At 69.3% G+C, this 18,833-nt stretch carries 17 protein-coding genes; 12 read left to right on the forward strand and 5 right to left on the reverse strand.

Annotation, left to right across the window (positions count from 1 at the left end; translation table 11 throughout):
* The first annotated feature begins 44 nt into the window (after nucleotides 1–44).
* Nucleotides 45–1,556: a leucyl aminopeptidase gene (locus BW733_RS02455; protein WP_418361328.1), complete on the forward strand. Its 1,512-nt coding sequence runs from the start codon at nucleotides 45–47 to the stop codon at nucleotides 1,554–1,556.
* Here BW733_RS02455 and BW733_RS02460 read toward each other — a convergent pair.
* Nucleotides 1,535–1,885, reverse strand: coding sequence for a hypothetical protein (locus BW733_RS02460; protein WP_077347602.1), 351 nt, complete (start codon nucleotides 1,883–1,885; stop codon nucleotides 1,535–1,537). The genes BW733_RS02455 and BW733_RS02460 overlap by 22 nt on opposite strands.
* 110 nt (nucleotides 1,886–1,995) lie before the next feature.
* Entirely contained in the window at nucleotides 1,996–2,757 is a 762-nt protein-coding gene (locus BW733_RS02465; RefSeq protein ID WP_077347604.1) for a hypothetical protein, read from the reverse strand.
* A gap of 181 nt (nucleotides 2,758–2,938) precedes the next feature.
* Between BW733_RS02465 and BW733_RS02475 the strand changes: the two genes are divergently transcribed.
* From BW733_RS02475 to BW733_RS02510, 8 genes are all read left to right on the forward strand, one after another.
* Nucleotides 2,939–4,195, forward strand: coding sequence for an integrase catalytic domain-containing protein (locus BW733_RS02475; RefSeq protein WP_152024495.1), 1,257 nt, complete (start codon nucleotides 2,939–2,941; stop codon nucleotides 4,193–4,195).
* Nucleotides 4,196–4,388: 193 nt separating this feature from the next.
* The gene (locus BW733_RS02480) at nucleotides 4,389–5,792 is read left to right on the forward strand and encodes an FAD-dependent oxidoreductase (RefSeq protein ID WP_077347606.1); all 1,404 of its coding nucleotides are present in this window, start codon (nucleotides 4,389–4,391) and stop codon (nucleotides 5,790–5,792) included.
* A 53-nt stretch (nucleotides 5,793–5,845) separates the two neighbouring features.
* Nucleotides 5,846–7,702, forward strand: a complete 1,857-nt coding sequence (sucB, locus tag BW733_RS02485; RefSeq protein WP_077347608.1) for a 2-oxoglutarate dehydrogenase, E2 component, dihydrolipoamide succinyltransferase — start codon at nucleotides 5,846–5,848, stop codon at nucleotides 7,700–7,702.
* A 106-nt stretch (nucleotides 7,703–7,808) separates the two neighbouring features.
* Nucleotides 7,809–8,540 carry a DUF554 domain-containing protein gene (locus BW733_RS02490; RefSeq protein WP_152024531.1) on the forward strand — a complete coding sequence of 244 codons (732 nt, stop codon included), beginning with the start codon at nucleotides 7,809–7,811 and terminating at the stop codon, nucleotides 8,538–8,540.
* Nucleotides 8,541–8,547: 7 nt separating this feature from the next.
* Nucleotides 8,548–9,225, forward strand: a complete 678-nt coding sequence (gene lipB / locus BW733_RS02495; RefSeq protein ID WP_152024532.1) for a lipoyl(octanoyl) transferase LipB — start codon at nucleotides 8,548–8,550, stop codon at nucleotides 9,223–9,225.
* A gap of 34 nt (nucleotides 9,226–9,259) precedes the next feature.
* A complete protein-coding gene (gene lipA, locus BW733_RS02500; RefSeq protein WP_077347610.1) occupies nucleotides 9,260–10,198 on the forward strand; it encodes a lipoyl synthase in 939 nt (312 codons plus the stop codon).
* A gap of 12 nt (nucleotides 10,199–10,210) precedes the next feature.
* Nucleotides 10,211–10,984 carry a DUF4191 domain-containing protein gene (locus BW733_RS02505; RefSeq protein WP_077347612.1) on the forward strand — a complete coding sequence of 258 codons (774 nt, stop codon included), beginning with the start codon at nucleotides 10,211–10,213 and terminating at the stop codon, nucleotides 10,982–10,984.
* A gap of 3 nt (nucleotides 10,985–10,987) precedes the next feature.
* Nucleotides 10,988–12,748, forward strand: coding sequence for an ABC-F family ATP-binding cassette domain-containing protein (locus tag BW733_RS02510; RefSeq protein WP_077347614.1), 1,761 nt, complete (start codon nucleotides 10,988–10,990; stop codon nucleotides 12,746–12,748).
* A gap of 157 nt (nucleotides 12,749–12,905) precedes the next feature.
* Here BW733_RS02510 and BW733_RS02515 read toward each other — a convergent pair whose 3' ends face one another.
* The gene (locus tag BW733_RS02515) at nucleotides 12,906–14,186 is read right to left on the reverse strand and encodes a glutaminase (protein WP_077347616.1); all 1,281 of its coding nucleotides are present in this window, start codon (nucleotides 14,184–14,186) and stop codon (nucleotides 12,906–12,908) included.
* Between the two features lie 355 nt (nucleotides 14,187–14,541).
* On the opposite strand from BW733_RS02515, the gene BW733_RS02520 reads away from it, so the two are divergent.
* On the forward strand, nucleotides 14,542–14,742 hold the full coding sequence (locus BW733_RS02520) for a hypothetical protein (protein WP_077347618.1): 201 nt from the start codon (nucleotides 14,542–14,544) through the stop codon (nucleotides 14,740–14,742).
* Between the two features lie 14 nt (nucleotides 14,743–14,756).
* Here BW733_RS02520 and BW733_RS02525 read toward each other — a convergent pair whose 3' ends face one another.
* Nucleotides 14,757–15,566, reverse strand: a complete 810-nt coding sequence (locus tag BW733_RS02525) for an aldo/keto reductase (RefSeq protein WP_077347620.1) — start codon at nucleotides 15,564–15,566, stop codon at nucleotides 14,757–14,759.
* Nucleotides 15,567–15,627: 61 nt separating this feature from the next.
* Between BW733_RS02525 and BW733_RS02530 the strand changes: the two genes are divergently transcribed.
* A complete protein-coding gene (locus BW733_RS02530) occupies nucleotides 15,628–16,770 on the forward strand; it encodes an AAA family ATPase (protein WP_077347622.1) in 1,143 nt (380 codons plus the stop codon).
* On the opposite strand, the gene BW733_RS02535 is transcribed toward BW733_RS02530, so the two are convergent.
* Entirely contained in the window at nucleotides 16,767–17,198 is a 432-nt protein-coding gene (locus tag BW733_RS02535) for an RDD family protein (protein ID WP_237268363.1), read from the reverse strand. The two genes, BW733_RS02530 and BW733_RS02535, sit on opposite strands and share 4 nt — an antisense overlap.
* A 209-nt stretch (nucleotides 17,199–17,407) precedes the next feature.
* Between BW733_RS02535 and BW733_RS02540 the strand changes: the two genes are divergently transcribed.
* A complete protein-coding gene (locus BW733_RS02540) occupies nucleotides 17,408–18,775 on the forward strand; it encodes a dicarboxylate/amino acid:cation symporter (protein WP_077347626.1) in 1,368 nt (455 codons plus the stop codon).
* The last annotated feature ends 58 nt before the right edge of the window (nucleotides 18,776–18,833 follow it).

Raw genomic sequence — 18,833 nt, forward strand, 5'->3', positions numbered from 1 at the left:
GCTCAGACAAATCCGTCCGCGGGAGATACCGATAGGCTGAACGGGTGAGTAGAGACATTGCACACCTGAGCCTCAGCAAGTCCATGCCGAAGTCCGCCGACGCGATCGTCGTGGGCCTTGCGACGATCAACGGCGGCGAGACCGCTGCGGTCGGCGTCGGCGCCGACCTGGACAAGAAGTACGAGTCGGCCTACGGGCGCGGCGTGATGGCGATGGCCGCCGCGCTCGGCGCCTCCGCCTCCGCCGACTCGGTCACGGTGCTCCCGCCCCTCGAAGGCAGCCGCCTCGTGGTGGTCGGCCTGGAGGACGCCGACGTCACGCCCGAGCGCCTGCGTCGCGCCACCGGCAACGCCCTGCGCAGCATCGCCGCGATGGAGGGCGCGGACGGCTGGGAGGTGGCCGTCTCGCTCGAGGTCACCGACCCCGAACTCGTCCAGGCCACCGCCGAGGGCGCGCTGCTCGGCGCCTACCGCGTCTGGAAGGTCACCGGAGAGGCGCAGCCTCAGGCGGTCACCGACGTGACGCTCGTGGCCTCGTCTGTCACCGGCCTTCAGAAGGACGCCCTCGCCTCCGCCCAGGCGAACGCTGCGGCCGTGTGCCAGGCGCGCGACTGGGGCAACACTCCCCCGAACCTGCTCTACCCGGAGAGCTTCGCCGAGGCCGCCCGCGGCTACGTGAAGGACGCGAAGATCTCGGTGGAGATCCTCGATGAGAAGGCCCTCGAGAAGGGCGGCTACGGCGGCATCCTCGCCGTCGGTGGCGGCTCGACCCGCAAGCCCCGCCTCGTGCGGCTCAGCTACGCGCCGCGCGGCGCCACGCGCCACCTGGCGCTGGTCGGCAAGGGCATCACCTTCGACTCGGGCGGCCTCGACATCAAGCCTGCGGGCCAGATGGCAGGCATGAAGTACGACATGTCGGGCGCCGCTGCCGTGATCTCCGCGATCCGCGGCATCGCCGACCTCGGCCTCAAGGTCAAGGTCACCGCCTACGCCTCGCTCGCCGAGAACCTCCCCTCCGGCAGCTCGTACCGCGCCAGCGACGTGCTGACCATGTTCGACGGCCAGAGCGTCGAGAACTACAACACCGACGCCGAGGGGCGCCTAGTCATGGCCGACGCGATCGCGCGCGCAGGCCAGGACCGTCCCGACCTGATCGTCGACGTGGCGACCCTCACGGGGGCCTGCATGGTCGGCCTGGGCATGCGCACCGCCGGCCTGATCACCAACGGTGAGACGACCTCGGACCTGCTGCTCGACGCCGCGGAGGCGGCGGGCGAGGATTTCTGGGAGCTTCCGCTGACCGACCACACCCGCGGGCTGATCAAGTCCACCGTCGCAGACATGCGTTCGGGCTCCGGCCAGCGCTGGGGTGGCGCGCTCGTCGCGGGCGCGTTTCTCGAGCGGTTCGTCCCGGAGGGTGTTGCCTGGGCGCACCTGGACATCGCCGGACCGGCGGAGAACGTCGACGAGGCCTATGGCTACGTGCCGAAGGGCGGCACCGGCATGGGTGTGCGCACGCTGATCGCGCTGGCGGGTCAGTTGGCCGACGCGGCCTGATCGCCCTTGGCTGCACGCTTGGTGCGGAGCCCGTATTCGCGCATCCTGCGCGGGTACGGGACCACGCCTGCGTCGTAGCACGGCAGGTTGTGCTCGTCGGCGAACTGGTAGCCGTAGTCGGCGCTGGGCAGGCCGCGACGGGTCGACTCTCCGTCGGCGGCGACGAGCAGGATCGACGGCGGGTTGAACGACGTCGGCTGCTCTACCCACGCCTCGACGCCGCGGCGGGTGCCGACGAAGTCATTGAGGTGGTCGCGCACGGCGTCTGGCACCAGCTCGGCCTCCCTGGCCAGCTGTGCCTGCTTCTTCCTGCGCCCGAACCACCCCACGCGCCCATTATGAGGGATCGGCCCAAGACATGACGATCTGAGGCCGGACAACGACGAAGCCCCCGTCCCAGACCCGGGACGGGGGCTTCGTGCGACTGGGTCAGCTCAGATCAGGCGCCGGTGCTCGGGAGACCCGGCTTGGTCGGCTTCTTCGTCGGGGTGGCCGACGGGGTGACGGTCGGGGTGGCCGAGGCCGAGGCCGAAGGCGAGGAGGTCGCGCCGCAGAGACGCAGCTCGGCGACCACGGAGTTGTCGACCTCAGCGCCCTGGGAGCTCACGTGCACGTCGTAGACGGCGCACGGGAGGCTGGTCGGGAAGGTGACGGTCTTGACGACGAGCATGTTGTCGCCCGCGACGCCCATCGAGGTTGACCAGACGGTCTCGGCGTCGTCGCCCTGGGTGTTGACGCGCAGCGTGACGTCCGAGCCGGGGATGAACTCGCCGGCGGTGATCTCGGTCGGGGTGCCCGACGGGAAGCTGGCCGGGTTTGCCTCGAGGGTCTGGTCCAGGATGTATGCCTCGGCCTCGGCCTCGGCCTTGATCTTCGGGTCGTCTTTATCGATGCACGCAGCCCTGGCGCCGAGCTCGCCCGCGACGTCCTCGGGGATCTCGAAGGTCACCGGTGCGATGACGCCGCTTTCCGGAACGACGCTCTCCGTCGGCGCCGCGTCGCCGACGGCGAAGCGCAGGGTGTTGCCGGCCGCGCAGTCGGCAAGGGTCAGGGTGGCGGTGTCGCCCGGAAGGTAGTACGAGGCGTCAAAATTGGCGCTGAAGTCAGCTGCCTGGGCGGCGGAGCCGCCGAAGGCGACGAGGCCCGCTCCGACGAGGGCCGAGGCACCAGCAACAGCGCCCAGCTTCTTGAGGATGGTCATTGTTCTCCCTGGGTGGTTTGGTTGATCCGCGGTCACGGTAACAACAACCGGGACCATTTGACCAGCCTCCGACGACACTCATACATAGTCCCCGCGAACGAAGGGGCCGTACCTCACATACTTTTCCCCGGGAAACAGTGACCGGCCACGATGGGGTGTGGAGGTTGGAGAGAAGCTGTCGATGGCAGCCCGAGTCGAGATCACGAAGAAGTACGCCAAGGCCTATGCCGCGGCCCCGAAGAAGGGCAAGTCCCAGATCCTCGACCACGTGGTCGAGATCACCGGCTGGAACCGTGACCATGCCCGCCAGCAGTTGGTGGCCCGGTTGAAACAGGCCCCGGGACGGGCCACCGCGACGGTCGCGGTGATCGATCGGCGCAAGACCAAGGCGTGTAAGTACTCCTACGACGCCAGGCTGATCCTGCAGCGGGTATGGGCGGCCTCGGGGGGCAGCTGCGGGCAGTACCTCGCCGCATCCATGAGCGATCTGATCGATGCGATGGAAGCCGAAGGCGAACTGGTGCCTAGCCAGGACCGTTACAGCGCCGAGGTCAGGGCCGAGCTGGAATCGATGTCGGCGGCCACGATCGACCGGTACCTCGCACCGGCGCGGGCGAAGGACCCGATCCGAGGAAAGACCGCCACCAAGCCCGGCAGCCTGCTACGAAACTCGATCACCGTGCGTAAAGCCGGTGACGAGGTCGAAGCCGAACCCGGGTTCTTCGAAGTCGACACCGTGGCCCACTGCGGCCCCACGCTGAAGGGCGAGTTCGCCCGCAGCGTGAACTTCACCGACATGCACACCGGCTGGAGCTTCACCTACTCCATCCGCAACAACGCCCACCTCCACATCCGGACCGCGTTCGACCACTTCATCGCCCAGGTCCCGTTCGCGGTCACCGGGATCGATTGTGACAACGGCTCGGAGTTCATCAACCACGACCTGATCGGCTGGGCCGGCCAACGAGAGGTGTTCTTCACCCGGTCGCGGCCTTACAAGAAAAACGATCAAGCCACCATCGAATCGAAGAACAACCACCTCGTGCGCCGCTACGGCTTCTACCACCGCTACGACACCGCCACCGAACTCGCGTTACTCAACCAGCTATGGCCGCTGGTCAACGACCGGCTCAACTTCTTCACCCCCACGAAGAAACCCGAAGGCTGGGCCACCGACACCGTAGGGCGCCGCAAACGCCTCTACGACAAGCCACGCTCCCCCTACCAGAGGCTCCTGGCCGCCGGGGTCCTCAACCCCGCCCAGGAAACAGAACTAGCCGCCTACAAGGCCACCCTCAAACCCGTCGCAATGCAACGACGCATCACCGAGATCCAACAGGAGCTCACCCGACTCGCAGGCCGAAAGACAGCCCGTCTCGAACAACACATCGCATGGAAGGCACCCGACCCCGCCGGCCTCAAAACCCGGGCCAGCTAACCCTTGTTTTCGCGGGGAAAAATATCTGAGGTAAGGCCTACCATTTCGCGGGGACTTGACAGTGAGGTACCACGGCCTCGGCGTGTCGTCTCATCAGGTGGCGACGGGCAAACGCTCAAGTTGGGGCGGCTTTCGCGTCCTGCCTGCTGGTCCACGGGCCGCACCCGCTGCCGGTGGGTGCGAGACTTGACCCATGACCAGCACCTTCGACGTCGCCATCCTCGGCGCCGGTTCTGCCGGCTACGCCTGCGCCCTACGCGCCGCCCAGCTCGGCCTGTCGGTTGCCCTCGTCGACGACTCCCCCCTCGGCGGCACGTGCCTGCACCGCGGCTGCATCCCCACCAAGGCCTGGCTGCAGGCCGCGAAGGTCAGGCGCACCGTCGCGAAGGCGGGATCGTTCGGGATCGGTGCCGAACTCACCGGGGTCGACGCCAAAGGGGTGCGCGACTATGCGGACGCGACGGTCGCCGGCCTGCACCGTGGCCTCAGCTCGCTGATCGCCTCGCGCGGAATCACGGTGATCACCGAGCGCGGCTCCCTCGTTCCAGACGACGGCCGCGGCCCCGGCATCGAGACCGGGGCGATCGTGCACCGGGCGAAGGCCGTGGTGCTCGCCACGGGGGCTGCCCCGATCACGCTCGGCCTGCCCGTCGACGGCCACAGGATCATCACGAGCGAGGAGGCGCTGCGACTGGAGGACCTCCCCAGCAGGGCGGTGGTCCTGGGCGGCGGGGTGATCGGCGTCGAGTTCGCCTCCATGTGGGCCGACCTCGGCGTCGAGGTGACCCTCGTCGAGGCCACCGACCGGCTGCTCCCCGCGGAGGAGCCTGGGCATTCGAGGATCCTCACGAAGGAACTGTCGCGGCGCGGCGTCACGGTGCTGCTCGGCAGCACCGTCACGGCGGCGGAGGCACGCGAGGACGGGGTGGCCGTGACGATCGGAGACGAGGAGGTCAGCGCCGACCTGCTGCTCGTCGCCGTCGGGCGAAGGCCCGTCACCGAAGGGCTCAGGCTCGAGGCGGCCGGGGTCTCGGTGAGCGCGGGCGGGCACGTCGCGGTCGACGCCAACCTGCAGACCGCGGCGCGCGGCGTCTACGCGGCGGGCGACCTGGTCGCCGGGCCACAGCTCGCGCACCGCGGCTACGCCCACGGCCTCCACATCGCCGAGCGCGTCGCGCAACTGCGGGGACGCCCCTCCAACGCCACCGAGCTGCCGAGGGACAGCGACATCGCGAGGGTGACCTATTGCTCCCCACAGCTCGCCTCGGTCGGGCTGACCGCGCAACAGGCCGGCCCGGACGCCGAGGTCGTCGACTACCACCTCACCGGCAACGGCAGGGCGCAGATCCTGAAGGGTGCCGGTGGGCGCGAGTCCGGCGTGGTCCGGCTGATCCGCAGGCCGGGCGGCGAGATCGTCGGCGTGCACCTGATCGGAGACGACGTCTCCGAACTGATCTCCGAGGGCGCGCTCCTCGTCGGCTGGCAGGCCGCCCCGGAGGACCTCTCCTCGATCGTGCATCCGCATCCAAGCCTCAGTGAGGCGATCGCCGAGGCGAACTGGGCCCTGGCGGGACGCCCGCTGCACATGCACCGCTGATTCACCTATAGGCTGGGCCACATTCAAGTGGTCAGCGAAGGAGCAATACTCACATGTCAACCGAAGTCACCCTCCCGGCACTGGGCGAATCCGTCACGGAGGGCACCATTTCCCGCTGGTTGAAGGCGGTCGGAGACACTGTCGAGGCCGACGAGCCCTTGCTCGAGGTCTCAACCGACAAGGTCGACACCGAGATTCCCAGCCCGGCAGCGGGCACCCTGCTCGAGATCCGGTTCAATGAGGACGACGTGGCCGAGGTCGGCGCGGTGCTCGCCGTCATCGGCGACGCGGACGAGTCCGGCGGCGCTACAGCCCCCACCGAGGTCGCAACCGAGGCTGAAGAGGCCGCGGCCGACGAGGCCTCCGACGCCTCCGAGGCCGAGGTGAAGCCTGCCCCGCAGCAGCAGGCCGAAGAGGCCGCAGAGCCGCAGGCCGAGGCCCCCAGGCAGGACGCTCCCACCGGTGCCGCAGCCTCCTCGGGTGTCGAGGTGACGCTGCCCGCGCTCGGCGAGTCGGTCACCGAGGGCACCATCTCCCGCTGGCTCAAGGAGGTGGGCGACACGGTCGAGGCCGACGAGCCGCTGCTAGAGGTCTCCACCGACAAGGTCGACACCGAGATCCCCTCCCCCGCCGCAGGCACCCTCCTCGAGGTCCGGTTCAAGGAGGACGACGTCGCCGAGGTCGGCGCAGTGCTCGCCGTCATCGGCGACGCGGCCGCCGCTGAGGAGGCAGCTCCCACCCCCGAGCCCGAGCCCGAGGTCGCCGCTGAGCCGGCACCCGAGCAGGCCCCCGCACCCAAGCCGGAGCCGGAGCCCGAGCCCGAGCCCGCCGCTGCTCCCGAGACCACCCCCGTCGCGAAGGCCGAGGCCCAGTCCGCTCCTTCCCCGGCCCCCGCGGCCGAGCCGAAGGCCCACTCCTCCGCGGTTGAGGACGCGGTCGCGCGTCGCGCAGCCGAGGCCTCCGGCGACGGCACCTACGTGACGCCGCTGGTGCGCAAGCTGGCCAAGGAGCACGGCGTCGACCTGACCTCGCTCAAGGGCACCGGCGTCGGTGGTCGCATCCGCAAGCAGGACGTCATCGAGGCCGCCGAGAAGGCCAAGCAGGCCCCCGCCCCGAAGGCGGAGGCTCCGGCGAAGGCTGAGGCTCCCGCTCCCGCGCAGGCGGCACCGTCGCCCGAGGCCCAGGCCGTGCGTGGCACCACGGAGAAGCTGACCCGTCTGCGCAAGACCATCGCCGCCCGCATGGTCGAGTCGCTGCAGGTCTCGGCCCAGCTCACCGCGACGGTCGAGGTGGACGTGACGGCGATCAGCCACCTGCGAGCCCAGGCAAAGGACGACTTCAAGAAGCGCGAGGGCGCCTCCCTGTCGTACCTGCCCTTCATCACGATGGCGGCGGTCGAGTCGCTCAAGCAGTTCCCGATCGTCAATGCCACCATCGACACCGAGGCCGGGACCGTCACCTACGCCGACGCCGAGAACATCGGCATCGCCGTCGACACCGAGAAGGGCCTGCTCGTCCCGGTGATCAAGAACGCGGGCGACCTCAACCTGGCCGGCCTCGCCAAGAAGATCGGCGACCTTGCCGCCCGCACCCGGGCGAGCAAGGTGGCACCCGACGAGCTGTCCGGTGGCACGTTCACCATCACCAACTACGGCTCGGCTGGCACGCTGTTCGACACGCCGATCGTCAACCAGCCCCAAGTCGCCATCCTCGGCACCGGCGCGCTCGTGAAGCGCCCCGTCGTCGCGGAGGACCGCTTCGGCACCGAGTCCATCGCCATCCGGCACATGATGTATCTGTCGATGAGCTACGACCACCGCCTGATCGACGGTGCGCTCGCCGCCCGCTTCCTCTCGGCCGTCAAGGCCCGCCTCGAGGAGGGCGACTTCGGCAGCGAACTCGGGCTCTGACCTGATCGCGGCGACGGCCCCGGGGACCTCGGTTCCCGGGGCCGTTCCACGTCTCACCGACGGCACACCAGCGGGCCCGCGGTGACGGATCTGGTTGGATGCTCGCGTGACCGTCGGCATGGGAACCATCGTCAACGTCGCCACGGTGGTGGTGGGCGCGGGCCTCGGAATCGTGCTCGGCAACAGGATCCCGGCGCGGACGAAGGAGACCGTGACCTCTGTGCTCGGCCTCTTCACGCTGGTGATCGGCGGCACCTCGGTCGTCTCGATGAACAGTGCCGCCCTGCGTGAGGAGGTCGGCTCGTTCGCGATGATCGTCGTGCTCGCCTCGCTCCTCGTCGGGGCGGTGGTCGGCTCGGGGGTGCGGATTGAGGACCGGCTCGAGCAGGGGGCGACCTGGCTGCGGGGCAGGTTCCGTGGCGCTGGCGACTCGGCGCGGTTCGTGGACGGCCTCGTGACCTCCACCCTCGTCTTCTGCATCGGCCCGCTCGCCATCCTCGGCTCCATCTCGGACGGGCTCGGCCGCGGCGCCGACCAGCTGTACGTGAAGGCGATCCTCGACGGCTTCGCCGCCATGGCCTTCGCTTCGACGCTCGGCTGGGGTGTGCTCGCCTCGGCGCTGGCGGTCGCCCTGATCCAGGGCTCGATGACGGCGCTGGGCTACTTCGCCGGAGACGTGCTGAGCGTCGCGCAGATCGACGCGCTGACCGCGGCGGGAGGCGTGATCCTGCTCGCGCTCGGCCTCAGGCTGCTCGGGGTCAAGCAGATCCCGGTCGGGGACCTTCTGCCCGCCCTGCTGCTCGCCCCCGCGCTCGTCCCGCTCGCCGCGCTCGTCTAGGAGTAGCATCGCGGACGTGCTGACGTTCGAGTACCGCGGTCTTGACGCGAACCCCCATCTCAGCGACTACCAGGAGACCTGGGACCACCAACGCGAGGTGCACGCCGGGGTCGCCGACGGCGCCCGCGAAGACCTGGCGATCTACGTCGAACACTGCCCCGTCTACACCGCCGGACGACGCACGAAGCCCTCGGACCTCCCTGCGGACGGCACGCCCGTCGTCGCCGTCGACCGTGGCGGCGAGATCACCTACCACGGGCCTGGCCAACTGGTCGGCTACCCGATCATCCGACTGGCGGAGGGCGTGGGCGTCGTGGACTACGTGCGCGCCCTTGAGGCTGCGGTGATCGCGCTGCTCGACGGCTACGGGATCGACTCCGGCCGGGTCGAGGGCCGCACCGGGGTGTGGCTCGCCGCCACCGACACCCTCCCGGAGCGCAAGATCTGCGCGATCGGCGTCCGCGTCGCCCGACGCACCACGATGCACGGCTTCGCGCTGAACGTGCAGAGCTCGGCGGAACGGTTCGGCAACATCGTGCCGTGCGGCATCTCGGATGCGGGCGTGACCTCGATCGTCGAGGAACTGCCAGGCACCTGGACCGTCGCAGGGGTCGCGCACGACCTCGAGCCCCATCTCGCCCTTGCACTGGCGCCCCTGCGAGCGGCGGAGAGCGCTTCGGCTTAGGGTCCACCCGTGGTCAGTGGGTACACTCGGCCGGGTGACAGCAGTGCAGCCTGACGGACGACGCCTCCTGCGCGTCGAAGCGAAGAACGCCCAGACCCCCATCGAGCGCAAACCGAGCTGGATCAAGACCACCGCGAAGATGGGTCCCAACTACAAGGACCTGCAGAACATCGTCTCCAGCGGCGACCTGCACACGGTGTGCCAGGAGGCTGGCTGCCCCAACATCTACGAATGCTGGGAGGACCGCGAGTCCACCTTCCTGATCGGCGGAGACAAGTGCACCCGTCGCTGCGACTTCTGCCAGATCGAGTCGGCAAAGCCCGAGGGCTACGATCCGGCCGAGCCGATGCGCGTAGCGGCCTCCGTGAAGAAGATGGGGCTGCGCTACGCGACGATCACCGGTGTGTGCCGCGACGACCTCGAGGACGAGGGGGCCTGGCTCTACGCAGAGACCATCCGCCAGATCCATTCGGCGAACCCCGGCGTCGGGGTCGAGATGCTCGCCCCCGACTTCACAGGCAAGCGCGAACTGCTCCAGCAGCTCTTCGACGCACGCCCAGAGGTGTTCGCACACAACGTCGAGACCGTCCCGCGGATCTTCAAGCGGATCCGCCCCGGCTTCCGCTACGCCCGCTCACTCGACGTGCTGACCATGTCGCGCGAGGAGGGCCTGGTCACCAAGTCGAACCTGATCCTCGGCATGGGCGAGACCCGCGAGGAGATCTCCCAGGCCCTGCAGGACCTCTACGACGCGGGCACCGAACTGATCACCATCACGCAGTACCTCCGCCCCAACCCGACCCTCCACCCCATCGACCGCTGGGTCACGCCCCAGGAGTTCGAGGAGCTGGATCAGGAGGCGCGGGAGATCGGATATTCTGGCGTGTTGTCCGGCCCTCTCGTGCGCTCCTCGTACCGTGCGGGTCGCCTGTACCGCACGGCGATGGACGCCCGTCAGAAGAACGAGAACTGAGAAAAACGAGCAATGGCAAAGTCCGAACGCGCTAAAGCCCTCGAGGCGAAGCAGAAGGCCGACGCAAAGGCCCTGAAGGAGCTCAAGAAGAGTTCAACGAACCCGTCCGACTGGGGCCGGTGGCGTCAACTCGTCGAGACCTACAAGGTCACGGCCGAGCATGACAAGGCGCTGCCGTGGCTGATGATCGGCGCCTTCGTGGTGCCCTTCGCGCTCGTGCTCACCCTCGGCCTGATCTTCGCGGGCGGCAGCATCCTCAGCGTCATCATGTGGATCGTGCTTGCCCTCTCGGTCGGCTTCCTCGGCGCCATGGCCGTGTTCGCGCTGCGCGCCCGCGCCGCCGTCTACAAGCGCTTCGAGGGCCAGGCCGGTTCCGGCGAGGTCGCCCTCGGCATGCTGCCCAAGAAGTGGACCTCCGAGCCCGTGATCGCCTTCACCCGCGAGCAGGACGTCATCCACCGCACCATCGGCCCCACCGGGCTGATCCTGATCGGCGAGGGCGAGCCCAACCGGCTCCGCCCGCTGCTGACGAAGGAACGCAAGCGCCACGAGCAGGTCGCCTACGGGGTCGACGTGCGCGTGATCATGATGGGAGACAAGGAGGGCCAGGTGCCCCTCGACCAGCTCGCCTCCCACATCAAGAAGCTCCCGAAGACGCTCAGCGACGACAAGATCGCCGAGGTCAAGAAGCGCCTCACCGCGCTCGGCACCCAGCGCACCCGGATGCCGATCCCCAAGGGCCCGATGTCCACAAAGGGCGCCCGGGCCTCCATGCGCGGCCGCTGATCCGTGGCGAACCTCGTCAACCTCGAGTCCGTCACGCACGGGTTCGGGACCCGCATCCTGCTCGACGACGTCTCGCTCGGCCTCGGCGCCGGTGACGTGATCGGCGTGGTCGGCCGCAACGGCGACGGCAAGACCACCCTCCTGCGGATCCTGACCGGCGACCTGGTGCCGGACAGCGGCCGGGTGACCATCGCCAATAACGCCTCGATCGGTGTGCTCAGCCAGGCGAACGTCGGCGACGACACGCAGACGGTCCGCGAGTGGATCGTCGACGGGGAGCCCGACCACGTCTGGGCGGCCGACGCGGGTCGTCGCGGGGTCGTCGAGGCTCTGCTCCCCGGCTTCGACCTCGACCGCAGGCTCGAGACCCTCTCCGGAGGCGAGCGACGCCGGGTCGGGCTCGTCGCCGTGCTGCTCGCCCCGCACGATCTGATCGTGCTCGACGAGCCGACCAACCATCTCGACGTCGAAGCGATCGCCTTCCTCGCCGAGTACATCCAGGGCCGCATCCGCGCCGGTCTCGCGATGCTGGTGGTCAGCCACGACCGCTGGTTCCTCGATGCGGTCTGCAACCGCATCTGGGAGGTGCACGACGGCGTCGTCGACCCGTACGACGGCGGCTACGCGGCCTACGTCCTGGCAAGGGTGGAGCGGCAGCGCCAGGCCGCAGCCAATGAGGCCCGACGCAGGAACCTCGCCACGAAGGAGCTCGCCTGGCTGCGCCGAGGCGCGCCCGCGCGCACCTCGAAGCCCAAGTTCCGGATCGAGGCGGCCAACGTCCTGATCGCGGGCGAGCCCGAGCCGCGCGACAAGTTCGCCCTGCAGCAGTTCTCCGTCACCCGCCTCGGCAAGGACGTCTTCGACCTGACCAACGTGGACTACCGGATCGAGGATCGCACCCTGCTCGACCGGCTGACCTGGTCGATCGGACCCGGAGACCGGATCGGGCTGGTCGGCGTCAACGGCGCAGGAAAGACCACCCTGCTCGACCTGCTCGCGGACAACCGCGAGCCAGACGGCGGGAAGATCAAGCGAGGCAAGACGCTGCGCCTCGGCTACCTCTCACAGACCGTCGGCGAACTCGATGACTCCGACCGGGTGCTCGCCTCCGTCCAGCGGCTCAAGGAGGAGACGAAGCTCGCCACCGGCCGCGAGGCGAGCTCCTCCTCCCTGCTGGAGGAGTTCGGGTTCACCGGCGACAAGCTGGTCGCCCGGATCGGCGACCTGTCGGGCGGTGAGCGGCGCAGGCTCCAGTTCCTGCGCCTGCTGCTCAGCGAGCCGAACGTGTTGATCCTCGACGAGCCGACCAACGACCTGGACATCGACACGCTCAACGTGATCGAGGACTACCTCGACGGCTGGCCGGGGACCCTGATCGTGGTCAGCCACGACCGCTACTTCCTGGAGCGGATCACCGACTACACCTACGCCATGCTCGGCGACGGCTCGGTCGCCCTGCTCCCCGGCGGGGTCGACGAGTACCTCGAGCGTCGGGCCGCTGCCAAGGCCTCGGCAAGCGCGACCCAACAGGCCCCGGCCACGGCGCCCAGGTCGGACGCAGCCACCCAGCGGCAGCGGAAGAAGGATCTGGCCCGCATCGAGGGCCAGCTCGAGAAGGTCACGAAGGAGATCGACTCGCTGCACGCCGAGATGGCCGACGCCGCCGCCGACTTCGAGCGGCTCGGCACCCTCGACTCAAGGCTCCGCGACGCCGAGGCCCGTCTCGCCGAGCTGGAAGAGGCCTGGCTGGAGGCCGCCGAATAGGCCAGGACGACCGGGTCGTGGGCTGTGGCCGTGGCGGCGACACACGCCGCCTGTGGGGAGCAACCATGGCCAAGCTCTACACCCTGCGGCGACCTCGGAGGTAACCGCAACGCCCGCATCTACGGGCGGCCCGACTGTCCAGCCGCGCTCGAGCTGCTCAGCTCTGACCTGGAAGCTGGCCGACGGACTCGACGACCGTGACCCTTCCACCGTCGCCCGGCTCGGGGTCGTCGATGATCCGCTCGGGGTCGACCAGGAACACCTCGCGGCCGTCGAGGGTCAGCCGGCGGACGACCTCGAGCAGCATCCTGCGCGCCGCGTCGTCGACCGAGTGGACAAGGGTCAGGTCGAACGCAACGTTCGGGGTGTCTACGGCGGTCTCGATGGCCTCCCGCACGGCCCGCTCGGCGCCCGAGAACCGGATCCCGCCCTGCAGCTCGATCACCCGCACGGCGTCGTCGCCCTCCCCCAGCACCCGGTTCGACCGGACGACCTCGAGGCCGGGCGCGGAGACCTCCATCAGGTGCATGCCCATGTCGGTGGAGAAGCGTTCGAAGAGCGAGACCCCCCGCACGCTGTTTCCGTGCCGGTCGAGCCGCGGCGAGAAGGTGGCGATGCCCAGCTGCCCTGGCAGCGCTCCGATCAGGCCACCCGCGACCCCGCTCTTGGCCGGGATGCCGACCTGGGTGGCCCAGTCCCCTGCCGCGTCGTACATGCCGCACGTCGACATCACGCTCAGCACCTGACGCACGACCGGTGCCGGGACCACCTGCTCGCCCGTGACCGGCTGGACCCCGCGGTTGGCGAGGGTCGCCGCCATCACGGCGAGGTCGGCGGTCGTGACAAGCAGCGAACACTGGCGGGTGTAGCCCTCGACCACCGCGACCGGGTCCTCCTCGAGGATGTCGTGGCTGCGCAGCATGTAGGCGAACGCGAGGTTGCGGTTGGCCGTTTCCATCTCCGAGGAGAACACGGCCTCGTCGACCTCGAGCCGTCGGCCGACGAAGGCGGAGAGGCCGTCGACGATCCGGGCGAGCCGGGCGGCAGGGTCGAGCCCCTTCTTCCCGGCAAGGGTGTGAGCGGCGATCGCACCTGCGTTGATCATCGGGTTGAGCGGCCGGCCCGTGTCGTCCTCGAGTGAGAGTTCATTGAACGCGTCTCCCGAAGGTTCGACGCCCACCTTCTCCAGCACCGCGTCGAGGCCGCGGTCGGCGATGGCGAGCGCGTAGACGAAGGGCTTCGAGATCGACTGGATGGTGAACGCGACCTCCGCGTCGCCTGCAGAGTACGTCTCCCCGTCGGCGGTGGCGAAGACGGCGGCCAGGCGCCCGGGGTCGGCGGAAGCGAGTTCCGGGATGTAGCCGGCGAGCTCACCGGAGTCGTCGTCACGCACCCCGTCGAGCGCCTCGGTCAGGTAGTCAGTAATGGGTGAGCGCATCGGCTTCCTCTCCGATCGGCCGTTGACTCCCGATTCAACCACGGCTCGGCCGATAACCGCAGGCCGGACGCATGGGTGCCCACTTCGTCACACTCGGAGGCGGCGGCTTCTCGATGGCGCAATCACCCCATGATCACCAGCACGGCCCGAGCTGACGCCGCCATCGCCGTGTCCCTCCTCTGCCTGCCGCGCTCAGCGGCTGCGCCGCCGTAGACGGCATGCTGCACAAGCAGGAGACCCGACGTCCGCGGAAAAAGCGGCCTTCGACGCGGGAACCAAGACGTCGGCCGACTGGCTGCGTGCCGACTCGACGGACACCACCGAGCGGCGCACGAGCGACAATTCCGGGGTCGCCGTGATCGTGCTGACCTCGAAGTCGGAGCTCCCCGACACCTGCGCGGAGCGACGCTCGGCACCCACCCTGAACATCGACGGCGCGCCCGACATCTACGGCCAGAAGAACACCGCGGCGCACGTGTGCGGCGACTGGACCGTGAGGAAGGCAAGCGACGGCTGGTACGGCTGGACGCCCAACGCCGAGGACAAGGCCGGCTGAGCTCCGGCGGCCTTTCAGTCCCTGTCGTCGGGGTGCGTTCCGGTGCGCTCGCCCGTCTCGAGGCGTGCGATGGCCGCCATGTCGGCGTCGGTCAGGTCGAAGCCGTAGACGTCGAGGTTCTCGCGCAGCCGCTCCGGGTTTGTCGACTTCGGGATCAGCGCGCCACCGAGTTGCAGGTGCCAGCGGATGATCACCTGCGCGGGCGAGACGCCCAGCCGGTCGGCGATCTGCCCGATCGTCGGGTCGGCGAGCAGCCTGCCCCTGCCGAGCGGGCTCCAGGCCTGCGTGATGATGTCGTTGGCGTCGTGGAAGGCGCGCAGTTCGTGCTGCGGCAGCCACGGATGCGACTCGACCTGGTTGATGGCCGGCACGACACCCGTCTCGTCGATGATCCGGCGCAGGTGTTCCTCGGTGAAGTTCGACACCCCGATGGTGCGCACCCGGCCCGCGTCGCGCAGTTCGATCAACCCGCGCCACGCATCGACGTACTGGTCCCGCTTGGCGCGGGGCCAGTGGATCATGTAGACGTCCACGTTCGTGCCGAGCGCCTTCTCCGTCGCGTCGAACGAGCGCATGACCGCGTCGCGCGACATCTCGTCGTCGCCCCAGAACTTCGAGGTCACGGTCAACTGCCCCCGGTCGACCCGCCGCAGCCCCGCCCCGACCTGCGGCTCGTTGTGGTAGAACTCGGCGCCGTCGACCAGGCGGTAGCCCGCCTCGACGCCTGCCACGATCACGTCCTCGGTCACCTCGGGGTCGACCTTGTAGAGGCCGAAGCCGATCGCGGGCAGCGGGTGGGAGTCGTTGAGCAGCAGATCGTCCATGCCCCCGATTCTGCCAGGCTCTGCCCCTGAGCTGTCCGTGGCCGCGGTTAGGTTGGTTGTCATGTATCGAACCCTCGCCGTCTCCGGCTACCGCTCCCTGCGCGACGTGGTGGTCCCGCTCGGAAAGGTCACGGTCGTCACCGGACGCAACGGAGCGGGCAAGTCGAGCCTGTACCGCGCGCTGCGCCTGCTCGCCGGCTGTGCCCTCGACGACACGATCGGCTCGCTCGCCCGCGAGGGTGGGCTCGACTCGGTGCTGTGGGCGGGCCCGGAGTCCCTCGCAGGGGCACGCCGCACAGGAGAGGTCCAGGGCACGGTGCGCTCCGGACCGATCTCGCTGCGGCTCGGGATCGGCGGCGACGGCTACTCCTACCTGATCGATCTTGGGCTGCCTCAGCCGAGCCACAGCGTCTTCTGCCGGGACCCGGAGATCAAGCGCGAGGCCGTCTGGGCAGGACCGATCATGCGCAGCGCGACTCTGGTCGCCCGCCGCAAGGGTGCCCGGGTCGAGGTGCGAGACGAGGGCCCGTGGCAGGAACTCCACTTCCAACTGCCCTCACACCGCTCGATGCTCGCGGACGTGCCGGAGGCGCGGGCCCTGCGCGACGACCTCGGCGCGTGGCGCTTCTACGACGCCCTCCGCACCGACCTCGGCGCCCCCGCAAGGCAGCCGAGCGTCGGCACCCGCACGTGGGCGATGGCCAGCGACGGCTCCGACGTGGCCGCCGCTCTGCAGACCATCGTCGAACGCGGGAAGGAGCCGGTTGACGAACTCATCGACGACGCCTTCCCGGGGTCGCGGTTCAGCGTCAGCGCGTCGACGGGGCTGTTCGACGTCACGCTCGTCCAGCCCGGCATGCTGCGACCGCTCGCCAGCGCGGAGCTCTCCGACGGGACGCTCAGATACCTGATGTGGATCGCGGCGCTGTGCGCCCCCGCCCGGCCGCCCCTGATGGCGATCAACGAGCCCGAGAACAGCCTGCATCCCTCGCTGATCGAGCCTCTTGCACGGCTGATCGCGCACGCGGCCCACGACACCCAGATCGTGCTGGTCACCCACTCCGATCCGCTGATCGAGGCGCTGGGGGCGGCCGTTGACGCCGACGACCTGTCCACCGTCGAGTTGGTCAAGGATCTCGGCGAGACGCTCGTCGAGGGGCAGGGCCTGCTGACGAAGCCCCGCTGGGAATGGGGTAAGCGCTAGGCGGAGGGCTCGCGGCGGCGGCTCACCACGACGGTGCCGAGCAACAGGTCGGTCAGCGCGCGCCGCTCGGGCCCGACCACAAGCGCGGGGATCACCAGGCACTTCATAGCGGTCCTGGCGAACGGTCGCCACCAGCCGAGCGGACCGCCGTCCAGCCGGACGATGCCGATCCGGGCGATCAGCTGGCCGAAGGAGGCACCGGTGAGAGCCGTCAGGACGCTGGCCTCGACGAAGTAGACCGCCATGATCATGAACGACTTCCAGCCGGAGCCGGTCATCACGTCCATCCCGAAGAGTCCGATCGCCACGATCATCGACGCGGCCCAGTCGCCGATCATGGCGCCGATCCGGGCGCGCCAGGTGGCGAGGGAACCGGGCCCCTTCTCGGGCAGCCCGATGCTCTCTCCCGGGTAGCGCTCAACAGTCACGTCCGACACGTCGGTGAGCCTACCAGCGCGGTCGGATTCAGCCCGTGGTGAACCCGGCGGGATCGATGCGACTCCCCGCCGCACGGTGTGCAAGGCTGTCGCACATGGAGCACTTCTACGGTCGACCCTGGGTCGATCTCAGGCGTCAGGCCAGCGCCATGTGTCGTCGCTGACCGCCTCGCCCGACCCCTCCTCCAGAAAGAACCTCCATGTCACAGACCACTCGTGAGCGCTCCGCCACGCCCGAATCCGGCCAGGAAAGGCCGAAGCCCTTCTACTCCAAGCTGTCCTTCCAGATCGTCGTCGGCCTGATCGCCGGGCTCGTGCTCGGCTTCATCGCCGTCGCGATCGGCAAGGTCGGCGAGGACGAGCCGAACTGGCTCACCACCGTGCTGACCGAGGTCGGCCGCGCCTACGTCTCGCTGCTGACGGTGCTCGTGATCCCGCTCGTGGTGACCGCCGTCATCTCCTCTGTCGCCCGCCTGCGCGAGGTGGCCAACGCGGCGAGGCTCGCCGTGCAGACCCTGATCTGGTTCGCGGTCACGGCGCTCGCCTCCGTCGTCGTCGGCATCGCCGTCGGCCTGATCTCGAAGCCCTGGCTGACCGCCGGGGTCAGCGCCGACGCCGCGAAGGACCCTTCCAACGTGGGCCAGTGGACGTCGTTCCTGACCGGGCTGGTCCCGTCGAACATCTTCGGCCTCAGCGTCAAGGTGACCGAGACCGACGCGGGCGCGATCACAGCGAGCCCCAGCTTCTCCATCCTGCAGATCCTGCTGATCTCCATCGCGCTCGGCGTCGCGGCGCTGAAGGTCGGGCCGAAGGCCGACACCTTCGTGTCGTTCGCCGAGTCGGCGCTGGCCGTCGTCCAGAAGGTCCTGTGGTGGATCATCCGCCTCGCCCCGATCGGCACCGCCGCACTGATCGGCAAGGCCATCGTCACCTACGGCTGGAGCTCGCTCGCCTCGCTCGGCGTCTTCGTGCTCGCCCTCTACGCCGGCCTGCTCGTCGTCTGGCTCGTCGTCTACCCCGCGGTGCTCAAGGCGAACGGGCTCGGCGTCGGCCAGTTCTACCGCAACGTGTGGCCGGTCATCTCGCTCGGCTTCGTCACGCGTTCGTCGATGGGCGTCATGCCCGTCACGCAGGAGGTCACCGAGAAGAACCTCGGCGTGCCCCGCGGCTACGCCTCGTTCGCCGTCCCGCTCGGCGCGACGACGAAGATGGACGGCTGCGCCGCGGTCTTCCCCGCGCTGGCAGCGATCTTCATCGCCCAGTTCTACGGCATCGAGCTGAACGTGACCCACTATCTGCTGATCGCCTTCGTGGCCGTGATCGGCTCGGCGGCGACCGCTGGCACGACGGGGGCAACCGTCATGCTGACCCTGACCCTCTCCACGCTCGGCCTGCCGCTGGCAGGTGTCGGCCTGCTGCTGGCCGTCGAGCCGATCGTCGACATGGGCCGCACCGCGCTCAACGTCACCGGCCAGGCACTCGTCCCGACCATCGTCGCGAAGCGGGAGGGCGTGCTCGACCGCGAGGTCTACGACGCGAAACCCTCCTTCTCGGGTGTGCCCGCCTGATCCGCGCGAATCCAGTCTCGGCCCCGCCTGACCACCCGGTCGGCGGGGCCGAAGTGTG

The sequence above is a fragment of the Tessaracoccus flavescens genome (genome assembly GCF_001998865.1).
Lineage (GTDB): Bacteria > Actinomycetota > Actinomycetes > Propionibacteriales > Propionibacteriaceae > Arachnia > Arachnia flavescens.

Excerpts from the sequence above, each read along its gene's own strand:
- BW733_RS02465 (WP_077347604.1), bottom strand. The coding sequence starts at position 2,757 with ATGACCATCCTCAAGAAGCTGGGCGCTGTTGCTGGTGCCTCGGCCCTC.
- BW733_RS02475 (WP_152024495.1), top strand. The coding sequence starts at position 2,939 with ATGGCAGCCCGAGTCGAGATCACGAAGAAGTACGCCAAGGCCTATGCC.
- BW733_RS02480 (WP_077347606.1), top strand. The coding sequence starts at position 4,389 with ATGACCAGCACCTTCGACGTCGCCATCCTCGGCGCCGGTTCTGCCGGC.
- sucB (WP_077347608.1), top strand. The coding sequence starts at position 5,846 with ATGTCAACCGAAGTCACCCTCCCGGCACTGGGCGAATCCGTCACGGAG.
- BW733_RS02505 (WP_077347612.1), top strand. The coding sequence starts at position 10,211 with ATGGCAAAGTCCGAACGCGCTAAAGCCCTCGAGGCGAAGCAGAAGGCC.
- BW733_RS02515 (WP_077347616.1), bottom strand. The coding sequence starts at position 14,186 with ATGCGCTCACCCATTACTGACTACCTGACCGAGGCGCTCGACGGGGTG.
- BW733_RS02525 (WP_077347620.1), bottom strand. The coding sequence starts at position 15,566 with ATGGACGATCTGCTGCTCAACGACTCCCACCCGCTGCCCGCGATCGGC.
- BW733_RS02530 (WP_077347622.1), top strand. The coding sequence starts at position 15,628 with ATGTATCGAACCCTCGCCGTCTCCGGCTACCGCTCCCTGCGCGACGTG.
- BW733_RS02540 (WP_077347626.1), top strand. The coding sequence starts at position 17,408 with ATGTCACAGACCACTCGTGAGCGCTCCGCCACGCCCGAATCCGGCCAG.